We start from the raw sequence: 19,447 nt of genomic DNA, 5'->3' as shown, positions 1-19,447 counted from the left end.
AGAGTCACTGCTCCTTCGGTCGGTGGATGGTCTCGGTGACCCGGGTGAGCGTGTCGCGCAGCGCGACAAGCTCGGCGATGCCCAGACCGGTGGCCTGCGCGATCCGCAGCGGGACGTCGCACACCTGCTCCCGCAGCGCCCGGCCCCGCTCGGTGAGGCCCACCTCGACCCGCCGCTCGTCGCGCGCCGACCGCCGCCGCACCACCAGGCCCGCTCCCTCCAACCGCTTGAGCAGCGGGGAGAGCGTGCCGGAGTCCAGCCGCAGCTCGGCGCCCAGCTCGGACACCGTGGGCGCGTCGTCGGGGCGTTCCCAGAGCACCAGCAGCACCAGGTACTGCGGGTAGGTCAGCCCGAACTCGTCGAGGATCGGCCGGTAGACGTCGGTGAGGGCGCGCGACGCGGCGTAGAGCGCGAAGCACACCTGCCGGCGCAGCACCAGGTCATCGGTCACCACCGAACCGTAACGCGCAATTAAGTTGTGCACAACTGATCGGCTCGGAACGCGGCCATGACGAGGACCACCGGCAACTCAGCGCTCGCCGACGAACGCCTCCAACTCCACCTCGACCAGATGCTCCGGATCGAGCAGACCCGCCACCACCACCAGCGTCGCCACCGGACGGACCGCCCCGAAGACCGCGTTGTGCGCCCGACCCACCTCGTCGGCGTGCAGCCGGTCGGTCACGTACATCCGGGTCCGGACGACGTCACCCGGCTGCACACCCACCTCGGCGAGCGCCGCCAACCCGATCCGCAACGCCAGCGCGGTCTGCGCGGCGGCGTCCCCGACATGCGCCACCCGCCCGTCGACGGTGGCCGTACAGCCAGCCGTCCAGGCCAGGTCACCGGCCCGGACCACCCGGGAGTAGCCGTAGCTCTGCTCCCACGGCCCTCCCGAACCCAGCCGGGTGACCGTCACGCCTCGGCCAACGTGCGCAGCGCCTCGGCCACCGTGAACGCGCCCGCGTACAGCGCCTTGCCGGCGATCACGCCCTCCACGCCCAGCGGCTCCAGCGTGGCCAGCGCCCGCAGGTCGTCCAGGGTGGACACGCCACCCGAGGCGATCACCGGCCGGTCGGTACGCGCGCACACCTCGCGCAGCAGATCCAGGTTCGGCCCGCGCATCGTGCCGTCCTTGGTGATGTCGGTGACCACGTACCGCGTGGCGCCCGCCTTGTCCAGGCGCTCCAGCACCTCGTACAGGTCACCGCCGTCACGGGTCCACCCCCGCGCGGACAGGGTCTGACCGCGTACGTCCAGCCCGATGGCGACCCGGTCGCCGTACTCCCCGACGACCCGGTCGCACCACACCGGGTCCTCCAGCGCGGCGGTGCCGATATTCACCCTGCTCGCCCCGGTGCCCAACGCCGCCCGCAGCGACTCGTCGTCACGGATGCCGCCGGACAACTCCACCTGCACGTCCAACTGGCGCACCACCTCGGCGAGCAGGTGCGCGTTGGTGCCCCGGCCGAACGCCGCGTCCAGGTCGACCAGGTGGATCCACTCAGCGCCGTCGCGCTGCCACGCCAGCGCCGCGTCCAACGGGTCGCCGTAGACGCTCTCGCTGCCGGCGGCGCCCTGCACGAGCCGGACAGCCCGGCCGTCGGCGACATCCACGGCGGGTAACAGGGTGAGGCTCAACGTCATCTCCTCGATCAGGTACGGCGGTCCAGGGCGATCACCACGATCGCCGGCAGTACGAGCAGCAACAGCACGATCAGCGCGACACGCAACGCCAGATCGTCGACGAACGTCCAGATCAGAATCATCGCCGCCCCGGTGAGCAGCACGATCGCCGCCCGCTCACCCCGCGTGTGCCGAGCCAACCGGCCCGTGCGGCCCCGCCGCAGCTGCGGCGTCAACCGGCGGACGACCGCGCGGCGGCGCTGCCGACGCGCCACCCGACGCTGCCGGGCAGCCCGCTCCCGCGCCAGGTCCGCCTCACGTTCGGCCCGCCGACGGGCCCGCTCCCTGCTCACCGCGACGCCCGCCCGTCGGACGCCGGACGGTGCCGGCGCTCAGTCACCGGCGGGCAGAGTGGCGAGCCAGTTGCGCAGCAACGCGGCACCGGTGTCGGCGGACTTCTCCGGGTGGAACTGCGCCGCCGACAGCGGCCCACGCTCCACCGCGGCCACGAAGTCGGTGTCATGGTGCGCCGTGGTCACCACGGCCCCCGCGGCCGCCAACGCCGCCGGGTCACCCATCGCGTACGAGTGCACGAAGTAGAACCGGCTCTGCGGCGGCAACCCGGCGAACAGCACCGACCCCCGGGGCGCGCGGACCGTGTTCCAGCCCATGTGCGGCAGGCGGTGCGCGGCCAACCGGGTCACCCCGCCGGGCAGCAACCCGAGGCCCTTCGTCACCACCCCGTGCTCCTCGCCGTACTCGAAGAGCACCTGCATGCCCACGCAGATGCCGAGCACCGGCCGGCCCGCGGCCACCCGCTCCGCGATCACCGGCCCGGCGCCGAGCGCCTCGATACCCGCCATGCACGCCGCGTAGGCGCCCACACCCGGCACCACCAGACCGTCCGCGACGGCAGCCGCGGCGAGGTCGTCGGTCACCCGGACGGTCGCGCCCGCCGCGGCCAGCGCCCGCTCCGCCGAGCGCAGGTTGCCCGAGCCGTAGTCGAGCACCACCACGTCGGCGGTCACGACCCCGACTCCGGGATCAGCCGGAGCACCCCGGCGGCCGTGGCCAGCAGCGCGAGCAACGCGGTGATCACCACAGCGCCCCTCGGCGCGCCCTGCCGGTGCAGCGACCACACGCCACCCACCAGCAGCCCGGCCAGGATCAGCAGCAACGTCGGCAACGCGGCACCCATCAGAACGACCTTCCCTTCGCGACTGCGGGGCTCCGCTGCGCTGCGCTCCTCGCGCTCATCAGAACCACTTTCCCTTCGCGACTGCGGGGCTCCGCTGCGCTGCGCTCCTCGCGCTCATCAGAGCGCCCCCTTCGTGCTCGGGATCGCGCCCGCCGCCCGCGGGTCGATCGCGGTGGCCTCGCGCAGCGCCCGGGACACCGCCTTGAACTGGGCCTCCACCACGTGGTGCGCGTCCGGATGCCCACCCGGACGTGCCGCGCGCAGCACGTCGACGTGCAGGGTGATCCGGGCCGCCTGGCCGAACGACTCCCAGATGTGCCGGGTCATGCTGGTCGGGTACACCGGCCCGATGTACGGCGCGAGGACCGGTTCGTCGTGCACCACGTACGGCCGGCCGGACAGGTCCACCGCGGCCCGCACCAGCACCTCGTCCATCGGGACGGTCGCCGAGCCGTACCGCCGGATGCCGGCCTTGTCGCCCAGCGCCTGGTCGAACGCGGCGCCCAGCGCGAGCGCGGTGTCCTCCATCGTGTGGTGCGCGTCGATCTCCAGGTCACCGACGGTGCGCACGGTCAGGTCGTAGCCGCCGTGCCGGGCGATCTGGTTCAGCATGTGGTCGTAGAAACCCACGCCGGTGCTGATCTCGGCCGTACCGGTGCCGTCGAGGTCGATCTCGACGAGGACCTTGGTCTCCTTGGTGATCCGCTCCACCCGGGCGGTCCGGCTCATTGCATACCTTTCGGTCGCGACTGCGGGGCTCGCAAGCTCACTCCTCGCGCTCCCATCGCACAGTCTCCATCGCAGCTAGGAAGGCGTCGGTCTCGTCGGGGGTGCCGGCGGTCACCCGCAGCCAGCCGGGCAGGCCGACGTCGCGGACCAGCACCCCCTGCGCCAGCAGGGACTGCCAGGCGGTGGCCTGGTCGCCGCCGGACTCGAACAGCACGAAGTTGGCGTCGCTGTCGGCCACCCGCAGGCCGCGTTCGCGCAGCGTCGCGACGATCCGGTCCCGCTGCGCCATGATCGCGCTCACCGTACCCAGCAGGGCGTCGCGGTGGGCCAGCGCCGCGCGGGCGGCGGCCTGGGTGAGCGCGGACAGGTGGTACGGCAGACGCACCAGCTGCACCGCCCGCACCACCGCCGGGTCGGCGGCCAGGTAGCCCAGCCGGCCACCGGCGAAGCCGAACGCCTTGCTCATCGTGCGGGTGACCACGAGCCGCGGGTGGCCGGGCAGCACCGCGAGGGCGCTGACCGTGCCCGGCCGGGCGAACTCGGCGTACGCCTCGTCGACGATCACCATGCCGGGCGCGACGTCGAGCACCGCGGCGACCACCGCCGGGTCCAGCGCGGTGCCGGTGGGGTTGTTCGGCGAGCAGAGGAAGACCACGTCGGGCCGGTGCTCGCGGACCTGGGCCACCGCCTCGTCGGCGGTCAGGCCGAAGTCGACGCCGCGCTGGGCGGGCACCCACCGGGTGCCGGTGCCGAGGGCCAGCAGCGGGTGCATCGAGTACGCCGGCACGAAACCCATCGCGGTGCGCCCCGGCCCACCGAACGCCTGCAACAACTGCTGCTGGATCTCGTTCGAGCCGTTGGCCGCCCAGACGTGCTCGACGGTCAGGCCGTGCCCGAGATATTCGGCCAGGTCGGCGCGCAGCGCCACCGCGTCCCGGTCCGGATAGCGGTTCAGGTCGCGCAACTCGGCCGCGAGCGCCTTGCCGATCGCGTCGACGACCGGCTCCGGCACCGGGTAGGAGTTCTCGTTGGTGTTGAGCCGCACCGCCACGTCGAGCTGCGGCGCCCCGTACGGCGACAGCCCGCGCAGGTCGTCGCGGATCGGCAGATCATCGAGCGAGGTCACGCCACCCCTTTCGGAAAACGGGCCTGCACGGCCTGGCCGTGCGCCGGCAGGTCCTCCACGTTGGCCAGGGCGACCACGTGTGGGGCCACCTCGCGCAGCGCGGCCTCGGTGTACTCGATCAGGTGCACGCCGCGCAGGAACGACTGCACCGACAGCCCGGACGAGTGTCGGGCGCAGCCGCCGGTGGGCAGCACGTGGTTGGAGCCGGCGCAGTAGTCGCCGAGCGACACCGGCGACCACGCGCCCACGAAGATCGCTCCAGCGTTGCGCACCCGCAGCGCCCACTCCCGGGCGTCGACCGTCTGGATCTCCAGGTGCTCGGCCGCGTACGCGTCGACCACCCGCAGCCCCGCCTCGAGATCGTCGACCAGGACCACGCCGCTCTGCTCGCCGGTCAGCGCCGTGGTCACCCGCTCGGCGTGCTTGGTGGCCGGCACCTGCCGGGCCAGCTCCGTCTCGACCGCCTCGACCAACGCCAGCGACGGCGTGACGAGCACGCTCGCGGCGAGCGGGTCGTGCTCGGCCTGACTGATCAGGTCGGCGGCGACGTGCGCCGGGTCGGCGCTGTCGTCGGCCAGGATCGCGATCTCGGTCGGACCGGCCTCGGCGTCGATGCCGACGACACCCCGCAACAACCGCTTGGCGGCGGTCACCCAGATGTTGCCCGGGCCGGTGACCAGGTCGACGGGCTCGCACCGCAGCGCGCCCGCCGGGTCGACGGCGGACCCGTACGCCAGCATCGCCACCGCCTGGGCGCCACCCACGGCGTAGACCTCGTCGACGCCGAGCAGCGCGCACGCGGCCAGCACCCGCGGATCGGGCAGGCCGCCGTTGTCCTTCTGCGGCGGGCTGACCACCACCAGCGAGCGCACCCCGGCCGCCTGGGCCGGCACCACGTTCATCACCACCGTCGACGGGTACATCGCCAGGCCGCCGGGGACGTAGAGGCCCACCCGGTCGACGGGCAGCCACCGCTCGGTGACCGTGCCGCCGGGCACCACCCGGGTCGTGTGGTCGGTGCGCCGCTGGTCATCGTGCACCCTGCGGGCCCGGGCGATCGACTCCAGCAGCGCGGCACGCACCGCCGGGTCGAGCACACCCTCGGCCTCGGCGATCGCCTCCACCGGCACCCGCAGCACCTCCGGTGAGATGCCGTCGAACCGCTCACTGGCCTCCCGGATCGCCGGGTACCCATGCTCCCGGACCGCCTCGACGATCGGCTTGATCCGCTCGACCGCCACCGACACGTCGAGCTGGGCACGGGGCAGCAGGCGGCGCGGGTCCACGAGGCCGTCGCGCAGGTCGATCCGATTCAGCACCCTTGCGAGTCTAGGCGGCCCGCCCGGAGCGCACCCCGGCCGCCCGCTCGGCGGGACGGTGAGCCGGGCCACGCCGCCACGGGCGCGATTGGTTAGGCTCGACCACGTGACCGCACGGCTGCCGGTGTTCCCGCTCGCAACGGTGCTCTTTCCCGGGTTGGTGCTGCCGCTGCACATCTTCGAGGAGCGCTACCGGGCCCTGGTCCGGCACCTCGTCGGCCTGCCCGAAGGCGCGTCCCGCGAGTTCGGGGTGGTGGCCATCCAGGCCGGCTGGGAGGTCGCGCCCTCGGGGCCGAGTGCCCGCGCGGGCACCGGCGTCGGCGACGTCACCCTGCACGAGGTCGGCTGCACCGCCGAGCTGCGCCAGGTCACCGAGCTGGCCGACGGCGGCTTCGACATCGTCACGGTCGGCCGCCGCCGATTCCGGATCGCCGACGTCGACGACGCGTCGGCGCCCTACCTGACGGCCGCCGTCCAGTGGCTGCCCGAGGCCTCCGGGCCGGACGAGGTGGCCGACCTGCTGGCGGCCCGGGTGATCGCGGTGTTCCGGCAGTACCTGGGGCTGATCCGCCCCGACCCGGAGGAGATCTCCGAGCAGCTGCCGGAGGACCCGACGGTGTTGTCGCACCTGGTGGCGGCCACCGCCGCGCTGACCGTCGACGACCGGCAGCGGCTGCTGGCGATCGACGACACCGCCGCCCGGCTCCGCGCCGAGCTGCGACTGCTCAACCGCGAGGCGGCTCTGCTGCGCCAGGTGCGGGCGGTTCCGGTGCCGCTGTCGGAGCTGGCGTCCCCACCGACGCCCAACTGAGGGCCGCCGGGTCCGACTCCGGCCGCAGGTTCGGCCAACGCGACCAACCGGCCAGCAGGGTGTACGTGACCGCGGCGCCGAACGCCGGCAGCAGCAGGTTGCCGTGCGGCACCGGCAGCGCACCGAAGAGCCAGTCGATTCCGCCGGCGCGCAGGTCGGCGGGTTTGGTGAACGCCTGCCCGGCCGGGGCGCTGTCCAGCAGCCGGTCGAAGGTCGCCAGCCCGATCCGACGCCCCACCTGCCAGGCGACCGGGGCGGCGGCCAGTGTGCCCAGCACCACGCCGAGCAGCCCGACGGGGCCGCGCTGCCGGCGCAGCAGGAACCACACGGTCAGCGCCGCGAGCACCCCGAAGGCCAGCCCGAGCAGGCTGAACCAGCCGTCCGCGGCGATCGGCTGCTCCGGCTGGGGCTCGGCGTAGATCGCGCCCTCGGCGGTCTTGAGCACCGGGGTGTCCGGCGCGATTGCCGCCCAGAGCAGCCCGAGCGGCCCGCCCAGCACGGCTAGGGCGAACACGACGCCGAGCACCGTCGCCACGGTCCGCAGCGGGCGGCGCGGCTCGACCAGGGTCAGCTCCGGCTCGCCCTGGTACGCCGTCGAGGCGGGACCCTCGCCGGCGTCGAACCCGGGCGGCGGCGCGGCTGCTGGCGGCACGGCCGACTCGCTCTCGGTGGGCGCCGCACCCGACGGTGGGGGTGGGGCGGGCCGGTCGACGTCGTCGACGTGCCGCTCAGGGTCGGGGTTGTCCGGGCTCACCCGATGATCCTCTCAGGCCCCGAGACGGGCCGGGGCGACGGTGGCGGCGAACCAGCTCACCGGGCGAACGGCTCCGCCATGGCCGCGGCGGCACGCAGCCACGCCTGCCGGGTCTCCGGCTGGAGCTGGTGGTACTCGATCGACGAGCCGGTCTCCAACGCCGGGTCGTACGGCACGACGGCCACCGCGCGGGTACGCGTCGCGAAGTGCCGCTCCAGGTCGTCCTGCAGGGGCGAGCGGCCGGGCGTGGGGCAGGAGATGAGGGTGACCGCGTTGTCGGCCAGCTCGCCCATGCCCTCCTCGTGCAGCAGGTCGAGCATCCAGTCGGCGCTGAACGCCGCGTCCTCACGGGGCACGGTGGTCACCACCAGCTGGTCGGCGGCCTGCATCACGGTGCGCCAGTTGGCGCTCTCCACGTTGTTGCCGGTGTCCACGCAGACCACGTCGTGCGTACGACGCAGCAGCTCAAGCACCCGCTTGACGGTGAACTGGTCGAGTCGCTGGGCGAAGCGCGGGCTCTCCTCGCCGGCCAGCACGTCGTACGAGCCGTCGGAGGCGTGCCGCAGGTAGTCGTCCAGCCGCTCCAGCAGGGTCGCGCCCTCCAGGATCTCGATCTGGGCCAGGTCACCGATCAGGTGGCGGATGGTGCGCGCGTGGCGGGCGCTGCCGGCACGTAGCCCCAGGGTGCCCCGCAGCTCGTTGTCGTCCCAGGCCAGCACGCCCCGCCCGCGGACGCTGCCGACGGTGGCGGCGGCGAGCACCGTGGCGGTGGTCTTGTGCACGCCGCCCTTGGGGTTGGCGAACGCGAACACGCGGGGTGTGCCCAGGTCGCGGCGGAGCACGCCGGTGGCGCGTTCCAGCTCCTGGTCGACGCCCTGCGGTCGCCACTCGATCCGGGCGGGGTAGCCGCGCTCGGCGATGGCCGAGCCCGGTGGCGGGGTGACCGCCGGGGCGGGCGGCGGGGTGACCGGTGGCGCGGCCGGCGGTGGCGCGACCGCCGGGACCGGCGGGGTCACCGGCGGCGCGGGGCTCGGGTAGCCGGTCTCCGGCTGGTAACCGGTCTCCAGCAGCGCGTACCGCGACTCCCCCGCCGGGTTGCCCGGCCGGTAACCGTTGTCCAGGAGGGCGTAGCGCGACTCCGGCTCGGCCCGGCGCGGCGGCGGCTCGGGCTCGGCCTGGTAGCCCGGGTCGGCGCGGTACGTCGGGTCGGCCCGGTAGCCCGGGTCGGCGCGGTACGTCGACTCAGCCCGGTAACCCGGCTCCGACCGGTACACCGGCTCGGCGCGATAGTCCGGCTCGGCCCGATACGTCGGCTCAGCCCGATACTCCGGCTCGGCCCGATATGCGGGCTCGGCACGGTAGCCCGGCTCGGCCCGGTACGCGGGCTCGGCACGGTAGTCCGGCTCGGCCCGGTACGCCGGCTCCGCCCGGTAGTCCGGCTCCGACCGGTAGCCCGGTTCGGCACGGTAGGCGGGATCGACCCGGTAGGTCGCCTCGGGCCGGTAACCGGGCTCCTGGCCGTACGACAGATCGGCCGGATGCCCGATGGCCGATGCCCGCCCCGCGTAGCCGTTGGGGGCCGCGCGCCGCGGCAGTGGGTCCGGTGGGGCCTCGTCGGCCCGACGCTCGGGCTCGGGCTGCTCAGCGGCCCGGCCGCCCAGCCGGGCGCGGTCCAGCAACGCCCGCCACCTCGGCGCTGGTTCGGCCGGCCGGCCCCAGCCGGTCTCACTGCCCTCCACGGCCCGCCCTCCCAGCACCATCGATCTCTGTCTGACAGGCTACGAACCAAACCCTATTCGGACCACACCTGAGCACGCACACCACCCGGCGCAGATCACGACGGGGAGGGCGCCAGCAGCCCGGCGTCGGTCGCGTCCGGGGAGGTGGTGACCCCCGGCGGGGCCGCCTCGGTGGGCTCGGCCGAGGGCGACCCGGGTGACGGAATCGTTACGAGCGGTGCAGGTTCCGACGATTCGCCCATCGGCACCGGCGGCCTCGGCGTGCTCGACGTCGACCCGCCACTCGCCCGCGGCGTCGGGTCCGGGCTCGGCCCGGTGTCGGCCGGCGGGCGGACCACGTCGCGCTGCTCGGGCAGCGGCGGCGTGAAGACCGTACGGTCGAGTCGGTACACCTCGGGCGCCGGATCGACGGCCCGCACCTCCGGCCGGGAGGCCACGCCCCGCAGCGCCTCCGGCGCCGCGCGCACCACCGCCGCGTAGACGCAGGCGCAGCCGGTGCGGTACGCGGCCGCCTCGGCGCTCGCCACGTCTGCCCCGGTGACGTACCGCTGGCGTAGCTCGCGCTCGGCGGCGCCGTCGCCGCGCACCTCGGCGGCCCTGGCCCGGTAGTCGGCGGCCTCGCCGTCCTTGCGGGCGGCCACCTGTGCCATCTGAGCGACCACGTCGTCCGGCACCCGCGACGCGGGGATCCGGACGATCTCGGTCTGCCGGCCGGGCAGCGGCACCCGGCCGAAGACCGTCGACACCGACACGTCACCGAGCACCGCGGCCAGCCGCTGCGGCGGCAGGTACGCGTCGAGCACGACCAGGGCGTACGTCCCGTCCCCGGTAGCCGGGGCCGTCGGGCTCAACGCGGCCAGGTCGGCCGCGGCCGAGCGCAGGTAGCCGGGGACCCAGTCGCCGTCGGCCACCCCGACGCGGGTCACCTCGCCCACCGTCCGGTCGCCCACCGGAGCGTCGTCGGCGGCCCACACGGCGGTGCCCAGCACCGCCGCCGCGGAGAGCACGGCGGCCCAGGTGAGCACCCCGGACCGCCTCGACCGGTCACCGAGACGGGCCACCGCCCGGGTCAGCGGCGGCAGCAGCCGTTGGTCCAGCTGCCGCAGCAGGTCGCCGGCGCGCACAGGTGGGATCCCCTCGTCGGATCGATGTCGGGTGGTCGCCGCTCAGTCACGCAGGATCTCAAGCGCACGTTCCAGATCGTCAGGGTAGTCGCTGACGAACCGGACCTCGTCCCCCGAACGGGGGTGCAAAAAGCTCAGTTCGCGGGCGTGCAGCCACTGTCGGGCCAGGCCGAGACGGGCCGAGAGGGTGGGATCGGCGCCGTAGGTGAGGTCACCGACACAGGGGTGCCGCAGCGTGGAGAAGTGCACCCGGATCTGGTGCGTCCGGCCGGTCTCCAACCGCACGTCGACCAGGCTGGCCGCCGGGAACGCCTCAAGGGTGTCGTAGTGGGTGATGCTCGGCTTGCCCCCGGACACCACCGCCCAGCGGTAGTCGTGGGTGGGGTGCCGGTCGATCGGCGCGTCCACGGTGCCCCGCAGCGGGTCCAGGTGCCCCTGCACCACCGCGTGGTAGCCCTTGTCCACCTCGCGGTACTTGAAGGCCCGCTTCAACGCCGTGTACGCCTGCTCGCTCTTGGCCACCACCATGATCCCCGTGGTGCCCACGTCGAGACGGTGCACCACGCCCTGCCGCTCGGCGGCCCCGCTGGTGGAGATGCGGTGCCCGATCGCGGCGAGGGCGCCGATCACCGTCGGGCCGGTCCACCCCGGGCTGGGATGCGCGGCCACGCCCACCGGCTTGTCCACCACGACGATGTCGTCGTCGGCGTACACGACGCGCAGGCCGGGCACCGCCTGCGGCACCACGGTCGGTGGGGCGACCGGGGCCGGCAGCGTGACCTCCAGCCAGGACCCGGCCTTGACCTTGTGGGAGTTGGGTCGGGCCGCGCCGTCGACGAGGGCGTCACCCGCGTCGACCAGGGCGGCGGCGGCGGTACGAGAGAGGCCGAACAGCCGGGACACCGCCTGGTCCAGGCGCATGCCGTCGAGGCCGTCAGGCACGGGCAGCGAACGGTGGTCGCCACCAGCGGCGAACGTGGAGGTCATGCGCGCTCCCTCTGCTCGGCGTCGGCGGTGGCGCCCGCGTCGGCGGTGGCACCGTCGCGGCCGGCCCGCCCGCCGTCACGCTGGCGACCGGTCAGCTCCAGCAGCACGGCCAGCAGCACGCCGCAGACCAGCGCGCTGTCGGCCAGGTTGAACACCGGGAAGTACTCGCCGTACGGCCCGAAAACGCTGATCATGTCGACCACGTGGCCGTGGAACGGAGCGGGCGCCCGGAAGATCCGGTCCATGAGGTTGCCCAGCGCGCCACCGAGCACCAGGCCGAGGGAGATCGCCCACGGCAGGGAACGCAGCCGCAACGCCATCCAGACGATCCAACCGACCACGCCGATGGTGATCAGCGGGAACACCCAGGTGTAGTTCGCACCGATGCTCCACGCGGCACCGCTGTTGCGGGTCAGGCTCAGGTAGACCAGCCCACCCAGCACCCGGGCCGGCTCCCGGTCGCTGAGCGCGGCCAGCGCGAGGTGCTTGGTCAGCAGGTCGGCCAGCAGGGCCACCAGGGCCACCCCGGCGAGGATCGCGACGGCCCGGGGTCGGGGCTTGCCGCCGTCCGGGTCGGTACGGCCGGGTTCGGCGGGCGGTGCTGCGGTCATGCGCTCCCCATCGAGGTGTCTCGGCGGTGATCGCTCACCGTCTCATCGCAGACGGGGACCGGGCGTCAGCGCCGCTCCTCCAACTGCTTGCACGTCACACACAGGGTGGCCGACGGGAAGGCGGCGAGGCGCTCGACCGGGATCGGGTTGCCGCACCGCTCGCACCAGCCGTAACCACCCTCGTCGAGGCGCTCCAGGGCGCGCTCGACCTGCGTGATCCGTTCCAGAATGCTGTTGGCGAGAGAGATCTCCTGCTCCCGCTCGAACGTCTTGGTGCCGGTGTCGGCCTGGTCGTCCCCGGCCGAGTCCGTCAACCGATCGCGCTGCAGCTCGGTGATCTCGCTCAGCGTCTGATCGTACTCGGCGCGCAGCTCGTCCCGCCGCGCCGCCAGCGCCGCCCGGATCTTCTCGGTCTCCGCCGCGCTGCGGGTGGCCTTGGCCACCGGCTTGCGGCCGGCGGTCCTGGTGTCGGCTGGCTTCGCCATGGGTCGCTCCTCGGCCGCGGAGCCGCTCGGTAGCGGCACCTGGTCAGGGGCGCCGACAAAGGCGCCCCCAAGTACGAAAAGGGGCGCACGGCGACGATGGCCGCGCACTCCGGAGGTTGGCAAGAATACGGAACGTACAGGCGTCCGACAACGTGGCGCACCGTCGTACCGCTCAACAGCCCCGAGCCCTGCCTAACTGGGGCAAAGGGAACGCTAGCAGATCAACCGACCACCTCATCCCCGTACTCGCCAAACCATCGGGCCAGCCGACCCCGTCGGCTGACCGCCCGCAGCCGCCGTTCGGCGGCGTCGCGCACCCCACCGGTGGCGACGATCAGCAGGCTGTCAGCAGTTTTCAGCCGGGTGTCCGGGCCGGGCACGAAGCCCACCCCGTCGCGCAGCACGAGGGTCACCGAGGCGCCCAGCGGCAACCGCAGCTCGTCGACGTGCACGCCGGCCAGCCGCGAGCCCGGGGGCACCTCAAGTTGGAGCAGATCGGCCCGCATCCGCTCCAGCGGCGCGGTCTCCACGTGGATCTCGGTGGCCTCGGCCGGCGCGGTGACCCCCAGCCGGCGGGCGAACGGACCGAGCGTGCTGGTCTGCACCAGCGTGAAGATCACCACCAGCACGAACACCGCGTCGAAGAGGCGCTCCGCGCCCGGCACCCGCTCCGAGAGCGATATGGTGGCCAGCACGATCGGCACCGCCCCGCGCAGCCCGGCCCAGGACAGGAACGCCTGCTCCCGCAGGCCGAGCCGGAACGGCAACGCCGAGACGGCCACCGACAGCGGCCGGGCCAGCAGCACCAGCGCCAGACCGGCGACCATCGCCGGCAGCACCGCCGCGTCCAACCGGCCCGGCGAGACCAGCAACCCGAGCAGCACGAACAGCCCGATCTGGGCGAGCCACGCCAGCCCGTCGGCGAAGCCGAGAATCGCCTGCCGGTGCGGCAGCCGGGCGTTGCCCAGCAGCACCCCGGCCACGTAGACGGCGAGGAAGCCCGAGGCGTGCAGCACGGCGCCGGCGGCGTACGCCAGGACGGTGATCCCCACCGCCGCGATCGGGTACAGCCCGGCGGACGGCAGCGCGGCCCGGCGCAGCGCCCACCTGCCGGCGACGCCCGCAGCCACGCCCACCGCCGCGCCGGCGCCCAGCTCGTAGCAGACCAGACCGACCTCGTACCACCACGGATGCGACCAGCCCGCGTGCGACAGCAGCACCACCAGCAGCACCACCGGGGCGTCGTTCATGCCCGACTCGGCCTCCAGTGTGGCCACCAGCCGCGGCGGCAGCCGCAGCCGTCGCAGGGTGGCGAACACGGCCGCCGCGTCGGTGGAGGAGAGCACCGCGCCGTAGAGCAACGCCAGCCGCCAGTCCAGACCCAACAACAGGTGTACGACGATGCCGACCACCACGATGCTGACGATCACGCCGACCGTGGAGAGCGCGGAGGCCAGCCCGAGGATCGGGCGCAGCGCGCTCCACCGGGCGGTCAGACCACCCTCGGCGATGATCACGATGAGCGCGCAGAAGCCGAGGGTCCGGGTCAACTCGACGTCGTCGAAGCGGATACCCAGCCCGGCCTTGCCGATGGCCACGCCGAGCGCCAGATAGAACAGCAGGCTGGGCACCCCGAGGCGGCTGGAGAGCCGGACGGCGCCGACCGCCACCAGCAGCACGGCCGCGCCGAGCAGCAGCGCGATGTCCAGCCCGGGCGTCACGGTTGCCGAGCCCGGGCGGTCCTCACCCTGCGGATCCGTCGCGCAGTCGGTGCAGCACGTCGGCCAGCTCGGGGTCGGGCCGGTCGACGAGGAACAGCTTGTCCCGGCTGGTCGCGCCGGTGCGCAGCGACACCGTGGCCGCCCGGACGCCCAACGCGTCGGCGAGGGCACGGCGGGCCGCCTCGGTCGCCCGACCGTCCACGGCCGGAGCGTGGACCGCGATCACCAGGGCGGGCCCGTACGTGCCGTCGAAGCGGCCGCCGACGGCGTTCCGGGAGGCGCCAGGCTTCACCCGTACCGCCACGGTCAGCGCGTCCTGCGGGGGCACCGACACCGCTCTCAGATCGGCCGGGCGTCGGTGAGCAGGGCGGTGGCCGGCGCGCACGCCGCGCACGGCGTGAAGCCCAGCTCGACGGCCTCGGCGACCGGAAGAGACTCGGGCACCCGGCCGGCCAGGCGCGGGCACCCGGCCAGGTGGTAGCGGGGCCGCCCGTCGACCACCACGACGGGGTCGGGCAGCCGGGAGACCCGGGCTGCCTCGGCAGGGGTGATCGGCTGCTCGGCAGGCTCGTCGGCCAGCGCGTCGACCGACGTCGTGTCGGAGGGGTACGCCTCGTCACTGCGGGCCACGAAGGGCGACGCCGGGCTGACCGGCGAGGAGCGTGACCCGTCGGCCGGGGTCACGAACGACGCCTCGGGCTCGAACGGCGGGGCCGCGTCGAAGGGCGGGGCCGCGTCATAGGGCGGGGCCGCGTCGAAGGGCGGGGCCGCGTCGCGGTCGGACGGCGGCTCGGGTGGTTGCCGCCACCCGGTGCCGCCGTTGCCGACCGTCGAAGGTACGTGCTGGACCGGCACATCCGGCTCGGCCAGCGGCGGACCGTACGCGACACCCGCCTCGGCCTGGCTGGCCCTGCGGAACGTCGCGCGGTCCCGCGGACCGGCCCGACCGGGATCCGCCATCGCGCGGTTGGCGGCTGCCTGGCGGGCGCCCACCACCAACGCGACGGCGGCCAGCAGACTGGCCGCGATGGAAATGGTCAACAGAATGCTGGAGCCACCGGCCAGGCCGAACACCAGCAGCACCACAGCGACGAGGATGAGCAGAAGACTCGCGACTATCACGGCTCACCCCCGCCGCGTCGTACCGTCCAGGCAGGGCCGGCGACCGTCACCATCTGCGGACAGCGATCGCCGGCCGGTGCTCAGCGTCCGGCTTCGAGGGCGCCGGAGCGCCCGCCGCCGTACGAACCGGCGAGACCTGCCGCCGCCAGCCCGTTGCCGCCGGCGACCCGGCCCGCCTCGGAGCGGGTCATTTCGGCTTCGAGGCCCTGGCCGCGACCGTCGAGGTCCCGCAGCTGGCTCTCCAGGTAGGCCTTGAGCCGGGTGCGGTACTCGCGCTCGAACTGCTTGAGCTCCTCGATGTGCTTCTGCAGGGCCGTGCGCTTGGCGTCCAGGCCGCCCATGGCCTCCTGGTGCCGCTGGCGGGCGTCCCGCTCCAGGGCGTCCGCCTTCGCGCGCGCCTCGCGGGTCACCTCCTCGGCCTTGCTCCGGGCCTCGGACAGGAGCTGGTCGGCCTCGCGGCGCGCGTCGGACACGTGGTCGTCGGCGGTGCGCTGGGCCATCATCAGCACGCGCAGGGCCTGCTGCTCACCGTCACCGGTGACGCCGCCGGCCGGACCGCCGGTCGCGCGAACCTGCTCCAGCTCGGCCTGCATGGCGCGGGCGGCCTGCTCGGCAGCGGACTTGTCGCGCTGCACCCGGTCCAGCTGGGCCTTGACGTCGTTGAGCTCCGCCGCCAGTCGGGCGTCGCCGCCGGGGCCGGCGGGGGCGCCGCCACGGCCACCGCGCTCCACCTGGGCGCGCAGCTCGTTGTTCTCCTCGATGAGACGGGCGAGCTCGCGCTCGACCTCGTCCAGGAAGGCGTCGACCTCCTCCTCGTCATACCCCCGCTTGCCGATCGGCGGTTTCTTGAAGGCGACGTTGTGGACGTCGGCCGGGGTCAGCGGCATCGAAACTCCTCGGGTCAGTTGCGGCCGCGAAAGCGCGTCGGTCATCAGGCAGATGCCCTGATCGACGGCCCTAACACGAACTCCATCAGCACGAACAGGATAACCAGGAGCACAAGGGAAGCCAGGTCGATGCTCACGGTACCAATTCGCAGCGGAGGGATCACACGCCTCAACGCGTTGAGAGGGGGATCAGTGACGCTCCACACGGATTCCAGTCCTGCCGATGCGCCGCGTCCCGGCTGCCACCGCCGGCCGTACTGAAGGACGGCGCTCAACACGAACCGGGACAGAAGAAGAAGCAGGAAGACATATAGGACCAGGTACAACACTTGCAGTAAGATCGACAACACGGTCAGCGACGTCCCTCGGGTCGGGCGGGGTCAACTCAGGCTGAAAAAACCGCCCTCAGCGATCTTGGCCTTGTCCTCCGCGGTGACCTGGACATTGGCCGGTGAGAGCAGGAACACCCGATTGGTCACGCGCTCGATCGTACCGCGCAGCCCGAACGCCAGACCGGCCGCGAAGTCAACCAGACGGCGGGCGTCGGCCTCATCCATCTCGGTGAGGTTGATGATCACTGGTACGCCGTCGCGGAAGTGCTCACCGATGGTGCGCGCCTCGCGGTACGTGGTCGGGTGCAGCGTGGTGATCTGGTACCGCTGCTCCTCCTCGGGCACGGCCACGCGCTCCCGCGTCACGGCCTGCGGCGCGAGGGCCAGATTGTCGCGCGTGTGGTACGTCAACGCGCCCGACGTGTCACCGGCCGAGGACCGCGTGATCGACCGTACGCTGGACCGCTCGGCCCGCTCCGGACGCTCACCGTCACCGCGGTCGGACTCGCCGCCGCGCCCGGTGGACCGCTCGGAGAGCCGGCCCCGCTCGCTGGCGCGCGGCCGGGGAGCCGGTGGCTCCTCGGCGTCGTCGTCGTCCTCGTCGGCGAACTCCTCGGCGTACCGGCTCTGCCGGTAACGCGACTCGCGGTAGCCACCCTTGTCGTAGCCACCGTCGTCGTAGGCCCGCTCGTCGTCTTCCTCGACGAGACCGAGCCAGACCCCCGCCTTGCGCAGTGCACCCATCCCGCGCCCTTCCGTCCGCCGTGCGGCACTCGCCCCCGTGCCATGTCGCCCGTCGCGAGTGGACAACCATGCCCATCGGACCGGAACGGCAATCCCCCTGGCGCGCGATTCGCGTCGCGCGTCACGACCCCCACAAGGATCCGCCGCCCTGAAACAACACTGATGTAATTTGCCTGTCTCGCGGTCAGGCTACCGCAGCGTGGGACGCATTCCGAGCAACGCGCTACCGACGCGGACATGTGTCGCGCCGTATCGGATCGCGATTTCCAGGTCGCCGCTCATTCCCGCCGACAACGCTGTCGCTCCCGGATGGAGCGTCCGAAACGCATCGGCCACCTCGGCCAGTCGAGCGAAGGCCCGCTCCGGTGGCCACCCCAGCGGCGCCACCGCCATCAGACCGGCCAGCCGCAGCGCGGGAGCGTCGGCCACCGCCGCGGCGACCGCCTCCAACCCCACGCCCTCATCGGCCGAGTCGGGCAACGCGCCGCCGCGCGCCGGGTCGCCGTCGATGCTCACCTGCACCAGGGCGTCCAGCGGTCGTTCCCGCTCCGCCGCCGCGTTACCCAGCGCGCGGGCCAGCCGCACGCTGTCCACCGAGTGCACGACGTCGGCGTAGCGCACGACCGAGCGGGCCTTGTTGCGCTGCAACTGCCCGATGAAGTGCCAGCGGGGGCGTACGCCGGCCGCAGCCACCTCGGCGGCCTTGCCGGCCGCCTCCTGGTCGCGGTTCTCCCCCATGTTCCTCACCCCGAGCCCGGCCAACGCCAGCACGTCACCGGCCGGGTACGTCTTGGTCACGGCGATCATCGTGACGTCGGCGAGGTCCCGGCCCGCGTCCGCGCAGGCGTCGGCGATCCGGGCCCGCACCTGGGCCAGGCCCGCCGCGAGTTCGGCGCGGCGGTCCGGCCGTACCGTGGCTGAACTGTCGGTCATCGGCGGCGCTCAGGAACCGTTCTTGAGAAAGTCGGGCACGTCCACGTCGTCGAAGAGCACCCGGCGCGGCGACTGGGCCGGAGCCGGCAGGGTGGCCGGCGGCGGCACCGGGGTGCTCTGCGGCGCCGGCTGGTTGGTGTTGGTCTTGCGGGTCGGCTCTGCCGCCTTGTACGCCGGCGTGCCACCGTCGAAGCCCGCCGCGATGACCGTCACCCGCACCTCGTCGCCGAGCGCGTCGTCGATCACCGCGCCGAAGATGATGTTGGCGTCCGGGTGGGCCGCGTCGGTGACCAGCTGGGCCGCGTCGTTGATCTCGAACAGGCCCAGGTCGGAGCCGCCGGCGATGGAGAGCAGCACGCCGCGCGCGCCGTCCATGCTCTGCTCCAGCAACGGGCTGGAGATGGCCGCCTCGGCCGCCTCCACCGCGCGATTTTCCCCGCGGGCGCTGCCGATGCCCATCAACGCGCTGCCGGCGCCGCTCATCACGCTCTTGACGTCGGCGAAGTCCAGGTTGATCAGACCCGGGGTGGTGATCAGGTCGGTGATGCCCTGCACACCGGAGAGCAGCACCTGGTCGGCCGTGCGGAAGGCGTCCATCATGCTGATGTTGCGGTCACCGAGCGCCAGCAGCCGGTCGTTCGGGATGACGATCAGCGTGTCGCACTGGTTGCGCAGCTCGTCTATCCCCGTCTCGGCCTGCACCTGGCGGCGCTTGCCCTCGAAGGAGAACGGACGGGTCACCACGCCGATGGTCAGCGCGCCGAGCTTGCGGGCGATGTTGGCCACCACGGGCGCCCCGCCGGTGCCGGTGCCGCCACCCTCGCCGCACGTCACGAAGACCATGTCGGCGCCCTTGAGCACCTCTTCGATCTCGTCGCGGTGGTCCTCCGCGGCGTTCTTGCCGACGTCCGGGTTGGCCCCGGCACCCAGGCCACGGGTCAGCTCCCGGCCGACGTCGAGCTTGACGTCGGCGTCGCTCATCAGCAGCGCCTGGGCATCGGTGTTGATCGCGATGAACTCGACGCCCTTGAGCCCAACCTCGATCATCCGGTTGACGGCGTTGACGCCGCCGCCCCCGATGCCGACGACCTTGATGACCGCCAGGTAGTTGTGCGGAGGTGTCATCTCCGGTCCTTTCCTTCGAGATTGGCTTCGGCCGACCGGGTACGGCGTGGCCAGACCAGCGGCCGACGACAGCT

General features: G+C 73.3%; 24 protein-coding genes. 1 reads left to right on the top strand and 23 read right to left on the bottom strand.

What is annotated here, in order from left to right; all coding sequences use genetic code 11:
* Positions 1 to 4: 4 nt before the first annotated feature.
* The 9 genes from OG505_RS02430 to hisD form a co-directional block, all read right to left on the bottom strand.
* Positions 5 to 451, bottom strand: coding sequence for a MarR family winged helix-turn-helix transcriptional regulator (locus OG505_RS02430; RefSeq protein ID WP_405430657.1), 447 nt, complete (start codon positions 449 to 451; stop codon positions 5 to 7).
* A 78-nt stretch (positions 452 to 529) separates the two neighbouring features.
* The gene (locus tag OG505_RS02425; protein WP_405430656.1) at positions 530 to 919 is read right to left on the bottom strand and encodes a RidA family protein; all 390 of its coding nucleotides are present in this window, start codon (positions 917 to 919) and stop codon (positions 530 to 532) included.
* Complete coding sequence (gene priA, locus OG505_RS02420; RefSeq protein WP_234588027.1) at positions 916 to 1,641, bottom strand: bifunctional 1-(5-phosphoribosyl)-5-((5-phosphoribosylamino)methylideneamino)imidazole-4-carboxamide isomerase/phosphoribosylanthranilate isomerase PriA; 726 nt, start codon at positions 1,639 to 1,641, stop codon at positions 916 to 918. The genes OG505_RS02425 and priA overlap by 4 nt, the downstream gene beginning before the upstream one ends.
* Positions 1,642 to 1,655: 14 nt before the next feature.
* The gene (locus tag OG505_RS02415; protein WP_354856152.1) at positions 1,656 to 1,979 is read right to left on the bottom strand and encodes a hypothetical protein; all 324 of its coding nucleotides are present in this window, start codon (positions 1,977 to 1,979) and stop codon (positions 1,656 to 1,658) included.
* 39 nt (positions 1,980 to 2,018) lie between these two features.
* On the bottom strand, positions 2,019 to 2,654 hold the full coding sequence (hisH, locus tag OG505_RS02410; RefSeq protein WP_405430654.1) for an imidazole glycerol phosphate synthase subunit HisH: 636 nt from the start codon (positions 2,652 to 2,654) through the stop codon (positions 2,019 to 2,021).
* Positions 2,651 to 2,824, bottom strand: a complete 174-nt coding sequence (locus tag OG505_RS02405; protein WP_405430653.1) for a hypothetical protein — start codon at positions 2,822 to 2,824, stop codon at positions 2,651 to 2,653. The genes hisH and OG505_RS02405 overlap by 4 nt, the downstream gene beginning before the upstream one ends.
* 117 nt (positions 2,825 to 2,941) lie before the next feature.
* The gene (gene hisB, locus OG505_RS02400; protein ID WP_234588030.1) at positions 2,942 to 3,553 is read right to left on the bottom strand and encodes an imidazoleglycerol-phosphate dehydratase HisB; all 612 of its coding nucleotides are present in this window, start codon (positions 3,551 to 3,553) and stop codon (positions 2,942 to 2,944) included.
* Positions 3,554 to 3,590: 37 nt separating this feature from the next.
* Positions 3,591 to 4,679 (bottom strand): histidinol-phosphate transaminase, encoded by a 1,089-nt coding sequence (locus OG505_RS02395; protein ID WP_405430652.1) that lies wholly within the window; start codon positions 4,677 to 4,679, stop codon positions 3,591 to 3,593.
* Positions 4,676 to 5,998 (bottom strand): histidinol dehydrogenase, encoded by a 1,323-nt coding sequence (gene hisD, locus OG505_RS02390; protein ID WP_405430651.1) that lies wholly within the window; start codon positions 5,996 to 5,998, stop codon positions 4,676 to 4,678. The genes OG505_RS02395 and hisD overlap by 4 nt, the downstream gene beginning before the upstream one ends.
* A 106-nt stretch (positions 5,999 to 6,104) precedes the next feature.
* On the opposite strand from hisD, the gene OG505_RS02385 reads away from it, so the two are divergent.
* Entirely contained in the window at positions 6,105 to 6,809 is a 705-nt protein-coding gene (locus tag OG505_RS02385) for an LON peptidase substrate-binding domain-containing protein (RefSeq protein ID WP_405430649.1), read from the top strand.
* Here the strand turns inward: OG505_RS02385 and OG505_RS02380 are convergent.
* From OG505_RS02380 to ftsZ, 14 genes are all read right to left on the bottom strand, one after another.
* Positions 6,724 to 7,563, bottom strand: coding sequence for a DUF2567 domain-containing protein (locus OG505_RS02380; RefSeq protein ID WP_405430648.1), 840 nt, complete (start codon positions 7,561 to 7,563; stop codon positions 6,724 to 6,726). The two genes, OG505_RS02385 and OG505_RS02380, sit on opposite strands and share 86 nt — an antisense overlap.
* 56 nt (positions 7,564 to 7,619) lie before the next feature.
* On the bottom strand, positions 7,620 to 9,302 hold the full coding sequence (locus OG505_RS02375) for an AAA family ATPase (RefSeq protein WP_405430646.1): 1,683 nt from the start codon (positions 9,300 to 9,302) through the stop codon (positions 7,620 to 7,622).
* 95 nt (positions 9,303 to 9,397) lie between these two features.
* Entirely contained in the window at positions 9,398 to 10,426 is a 1,029-nt protein-coding gene (locus OG505_RS02370; protein ID WP_405430644.1) for a hypothetical protein, read from the bottom strand.
* Positions 10,427 to 10,468: 42 nt separating this feature from the next.
* Positions 10,469 to 11,413, bottom strand: coding sequence for an RluA family pseudouridine synthase (locus OG505_RS02365; protein ID WP_393047565.1), 945 nt, complete (start codon positions 11,411 to 11,413; stop codon positions 10,469 to 10,471).
* Positions 11,410 to 12,024 (bottom strand): signal peptidase II, encoded by a 615-nt coding sequence (gene lspA, locus OG505_RS02360; protein ID WP_405430641.1) that lies wholly within the window; start codon positions 12,022 to 12,024, stop codon positions 11,410 to 11,412. Before lspA ends, OG505_RS02365 begins: the two co-directional genes overlap by 4 nt.
* A gap of 65 nt (positions 12,025 to 12,089) precedes the next feature.
* Positions 12,090 to 12,509, bottom strand: coding sequence for a TraR/DksA C4-type zinc finger protein (locus OG505_RS02355; protein ID WP_007463005.1), 420 nt, complete (start codon positions 12,507 to 12,509; stop codon positions 12,090 to 12,092).
* Positions 12,510 to 12,730: 221 nt separating this feature from the next.
* Positions 12,731 to 14,230, bottom strand: coding sequence for a potassium/proton antiporter (locus OG505_RS02350; RefSeq protein WP_405430639.1), 1,500 nt, complete (start codon positions 14,228 to 14,230; stop codon positions 12,731 to 12,733).
* A 22-nt stretch (positions 14,231 to 14,252) separates the two neighbouring features.
* Positions 14,253 to 14,564: a DUF167 domain-containing protein gene (locus OG505_RS02345; RefSeq protein ID WP_405430637.1), complete on the bottom strand. Its 312-nt coding sequence runs from the start codon at positions 14,562 to 14,564 to the stop codon at positions 14,253 to 14,255.
* Positions 14,565 to 14,569: 5 nt separating this feature from the next.
* Positions 14,570 to 15,352: a hypothetical protein gene (locus OG505_RS02340; RefSeq protein WP_405430636.1), complete on the bottom strand. Its 783-nt coding sequence runs from the start codon at positions 15,350 to 15,352 to the stop codon at positions 14,570 to 14,572.
* 80 nt (positions 15,353 to 15,432) lie between these two features.
* Positions 15,433 to 16,239 carry a DivIVA domain-containing protein gene (locus OG505_RS02335; RefSeq protein ID WP_007463015.1) on the bottom strand — a complete coding sequence of 269 codons (807 nt, stop codon included), beginning with the start codon at positions 16,237 to 16,239 and terminating at the stop codon, positions 15,433 to 15,435.
* 44 nt (positions 16,240 to 16,283) lie between these two features.
* Positions 16,284 to 16,589, bottom strand: a complete 306-nt coding sequence (locus OG505_RS02330; protein ID WP_088949372.1) for a YggT family protein — start codon at positions 16,587 to 16,589, stop codon at positions 16,284 to 16,286.
* Between the two features lie 30 nt (positions 16,590 to 16,619).
* Entirely contained in the window at positions 16,620 to 17,315 is a 696-nt protein-coding gene (locus tag OG505_RS02325; RefSeq protein ID WP_405430635.1) for a cell division protein SepF, read from the bottom strand.
* Between the two features lie 189 nt (positions 17,316 to 17,504).
* Positions 17,505 to 18,248, bottom strand: a complete 744-nt coding sequence (locus tag OG505_RS02320) for a YggS family pyridoxal phosphate-dependent enzyme (RefSeq protein ID WP_405430633.1) — start codon at positions 18,246 to 18,248, stop codon at positions 17,505 to 17,507.
* A 9-nt stretch (positions 18,249 to 18,257) separates the two neighbouring features.
* On the bottom strand, positions 18,258 to 19,373 hold the full coding sequence (ftsZ, locus tag OG505_RS02315; RefSeq protein ID WP_234588050.1) for a cell division protein FtsZ: 1,116 nt from the start codon (positions 19,371 to 19,373) through the stop codon (positions 18,258 to 18,260).
* Positions 19,374 to 19,447: the final 74 nt, after the last annotated feature.

Origin of the sequence: Micromonospora sp. NBC_00617, from assembly GCF_045161355.1 — a bacterium.
GTDB lineage: Bacteria > Actinomycetota > Actinomycetes > Mycobacteriales > Micromonosporaceae > Micromonospora.
The sequence above is the reverse complement of the archived record's forward strand: the minus strand, read 5'-3'. Positions and strand labels throughout refer to the sequence as shown.

Coding starts and splice junctions, on each gene's coding strand:
- OG505_RS02405 (WP_405430653.1), bottom strand. CDS start 2,824: ATGGGTGCCGCGTTGCCGACGTTGCTGCTGATCCTGGCCGGGCTGCTG.
- hisB (WP_234588030.1), bottom strand. CDS start 3,553: ATGAGCCGGACCGCCCGGGTGGAGCGGATCACCAAGGAGACCAAGGTC.
- OG505_RS02365 (WP_393047565.1), bottom strand. CDS start 11,413: ATGACCTCCACGTTCGCCGCTGGTGGCGACCACCGTTCGCTGCCCGTG.
- lspA (WP_405430641.1), bottom strand. CDS start 12,024: ATGACCGCAGCACCGCCCGCCGAACCCGGCCGTACCGACCCGGACGGC.
- OG505_RS02355 (WP_007463005.1), bottom strand. CDS start 12,509: ATGGCGAAGCCAGCCGACACCAGGACCGCCGGCCGCAAGCCGGTGGCC.
- OG505_RS02335 (WP_007463015.1), bottom strand. CDS start 16,239: ATGCCGCTGACCCCGGCCGACGTCCACAACGTCGCCTTCAAGAAACCG.
- OG505_RS02325 (WP_405430635.1), bottom strand. CDS start 17,315: ATGGGTGCACTGCGCAAGGCGGGGGTCTGGCTCGGTCTCGTCGAGGAA.
- OG505_RS02320 (WP_405430633.1), bottom strand. CDS start 18,248: ATGACCGACAGTTCAGCCACGGTACGGCCGGACCGCCGCGCCGAACTC.
- ftsZ (WP_234588050.1), bottom strand. CDS start 19,373: ATGACACCTCCGCACAACTACCTGGCGGTCATCAAGGTCGTCGGCATC.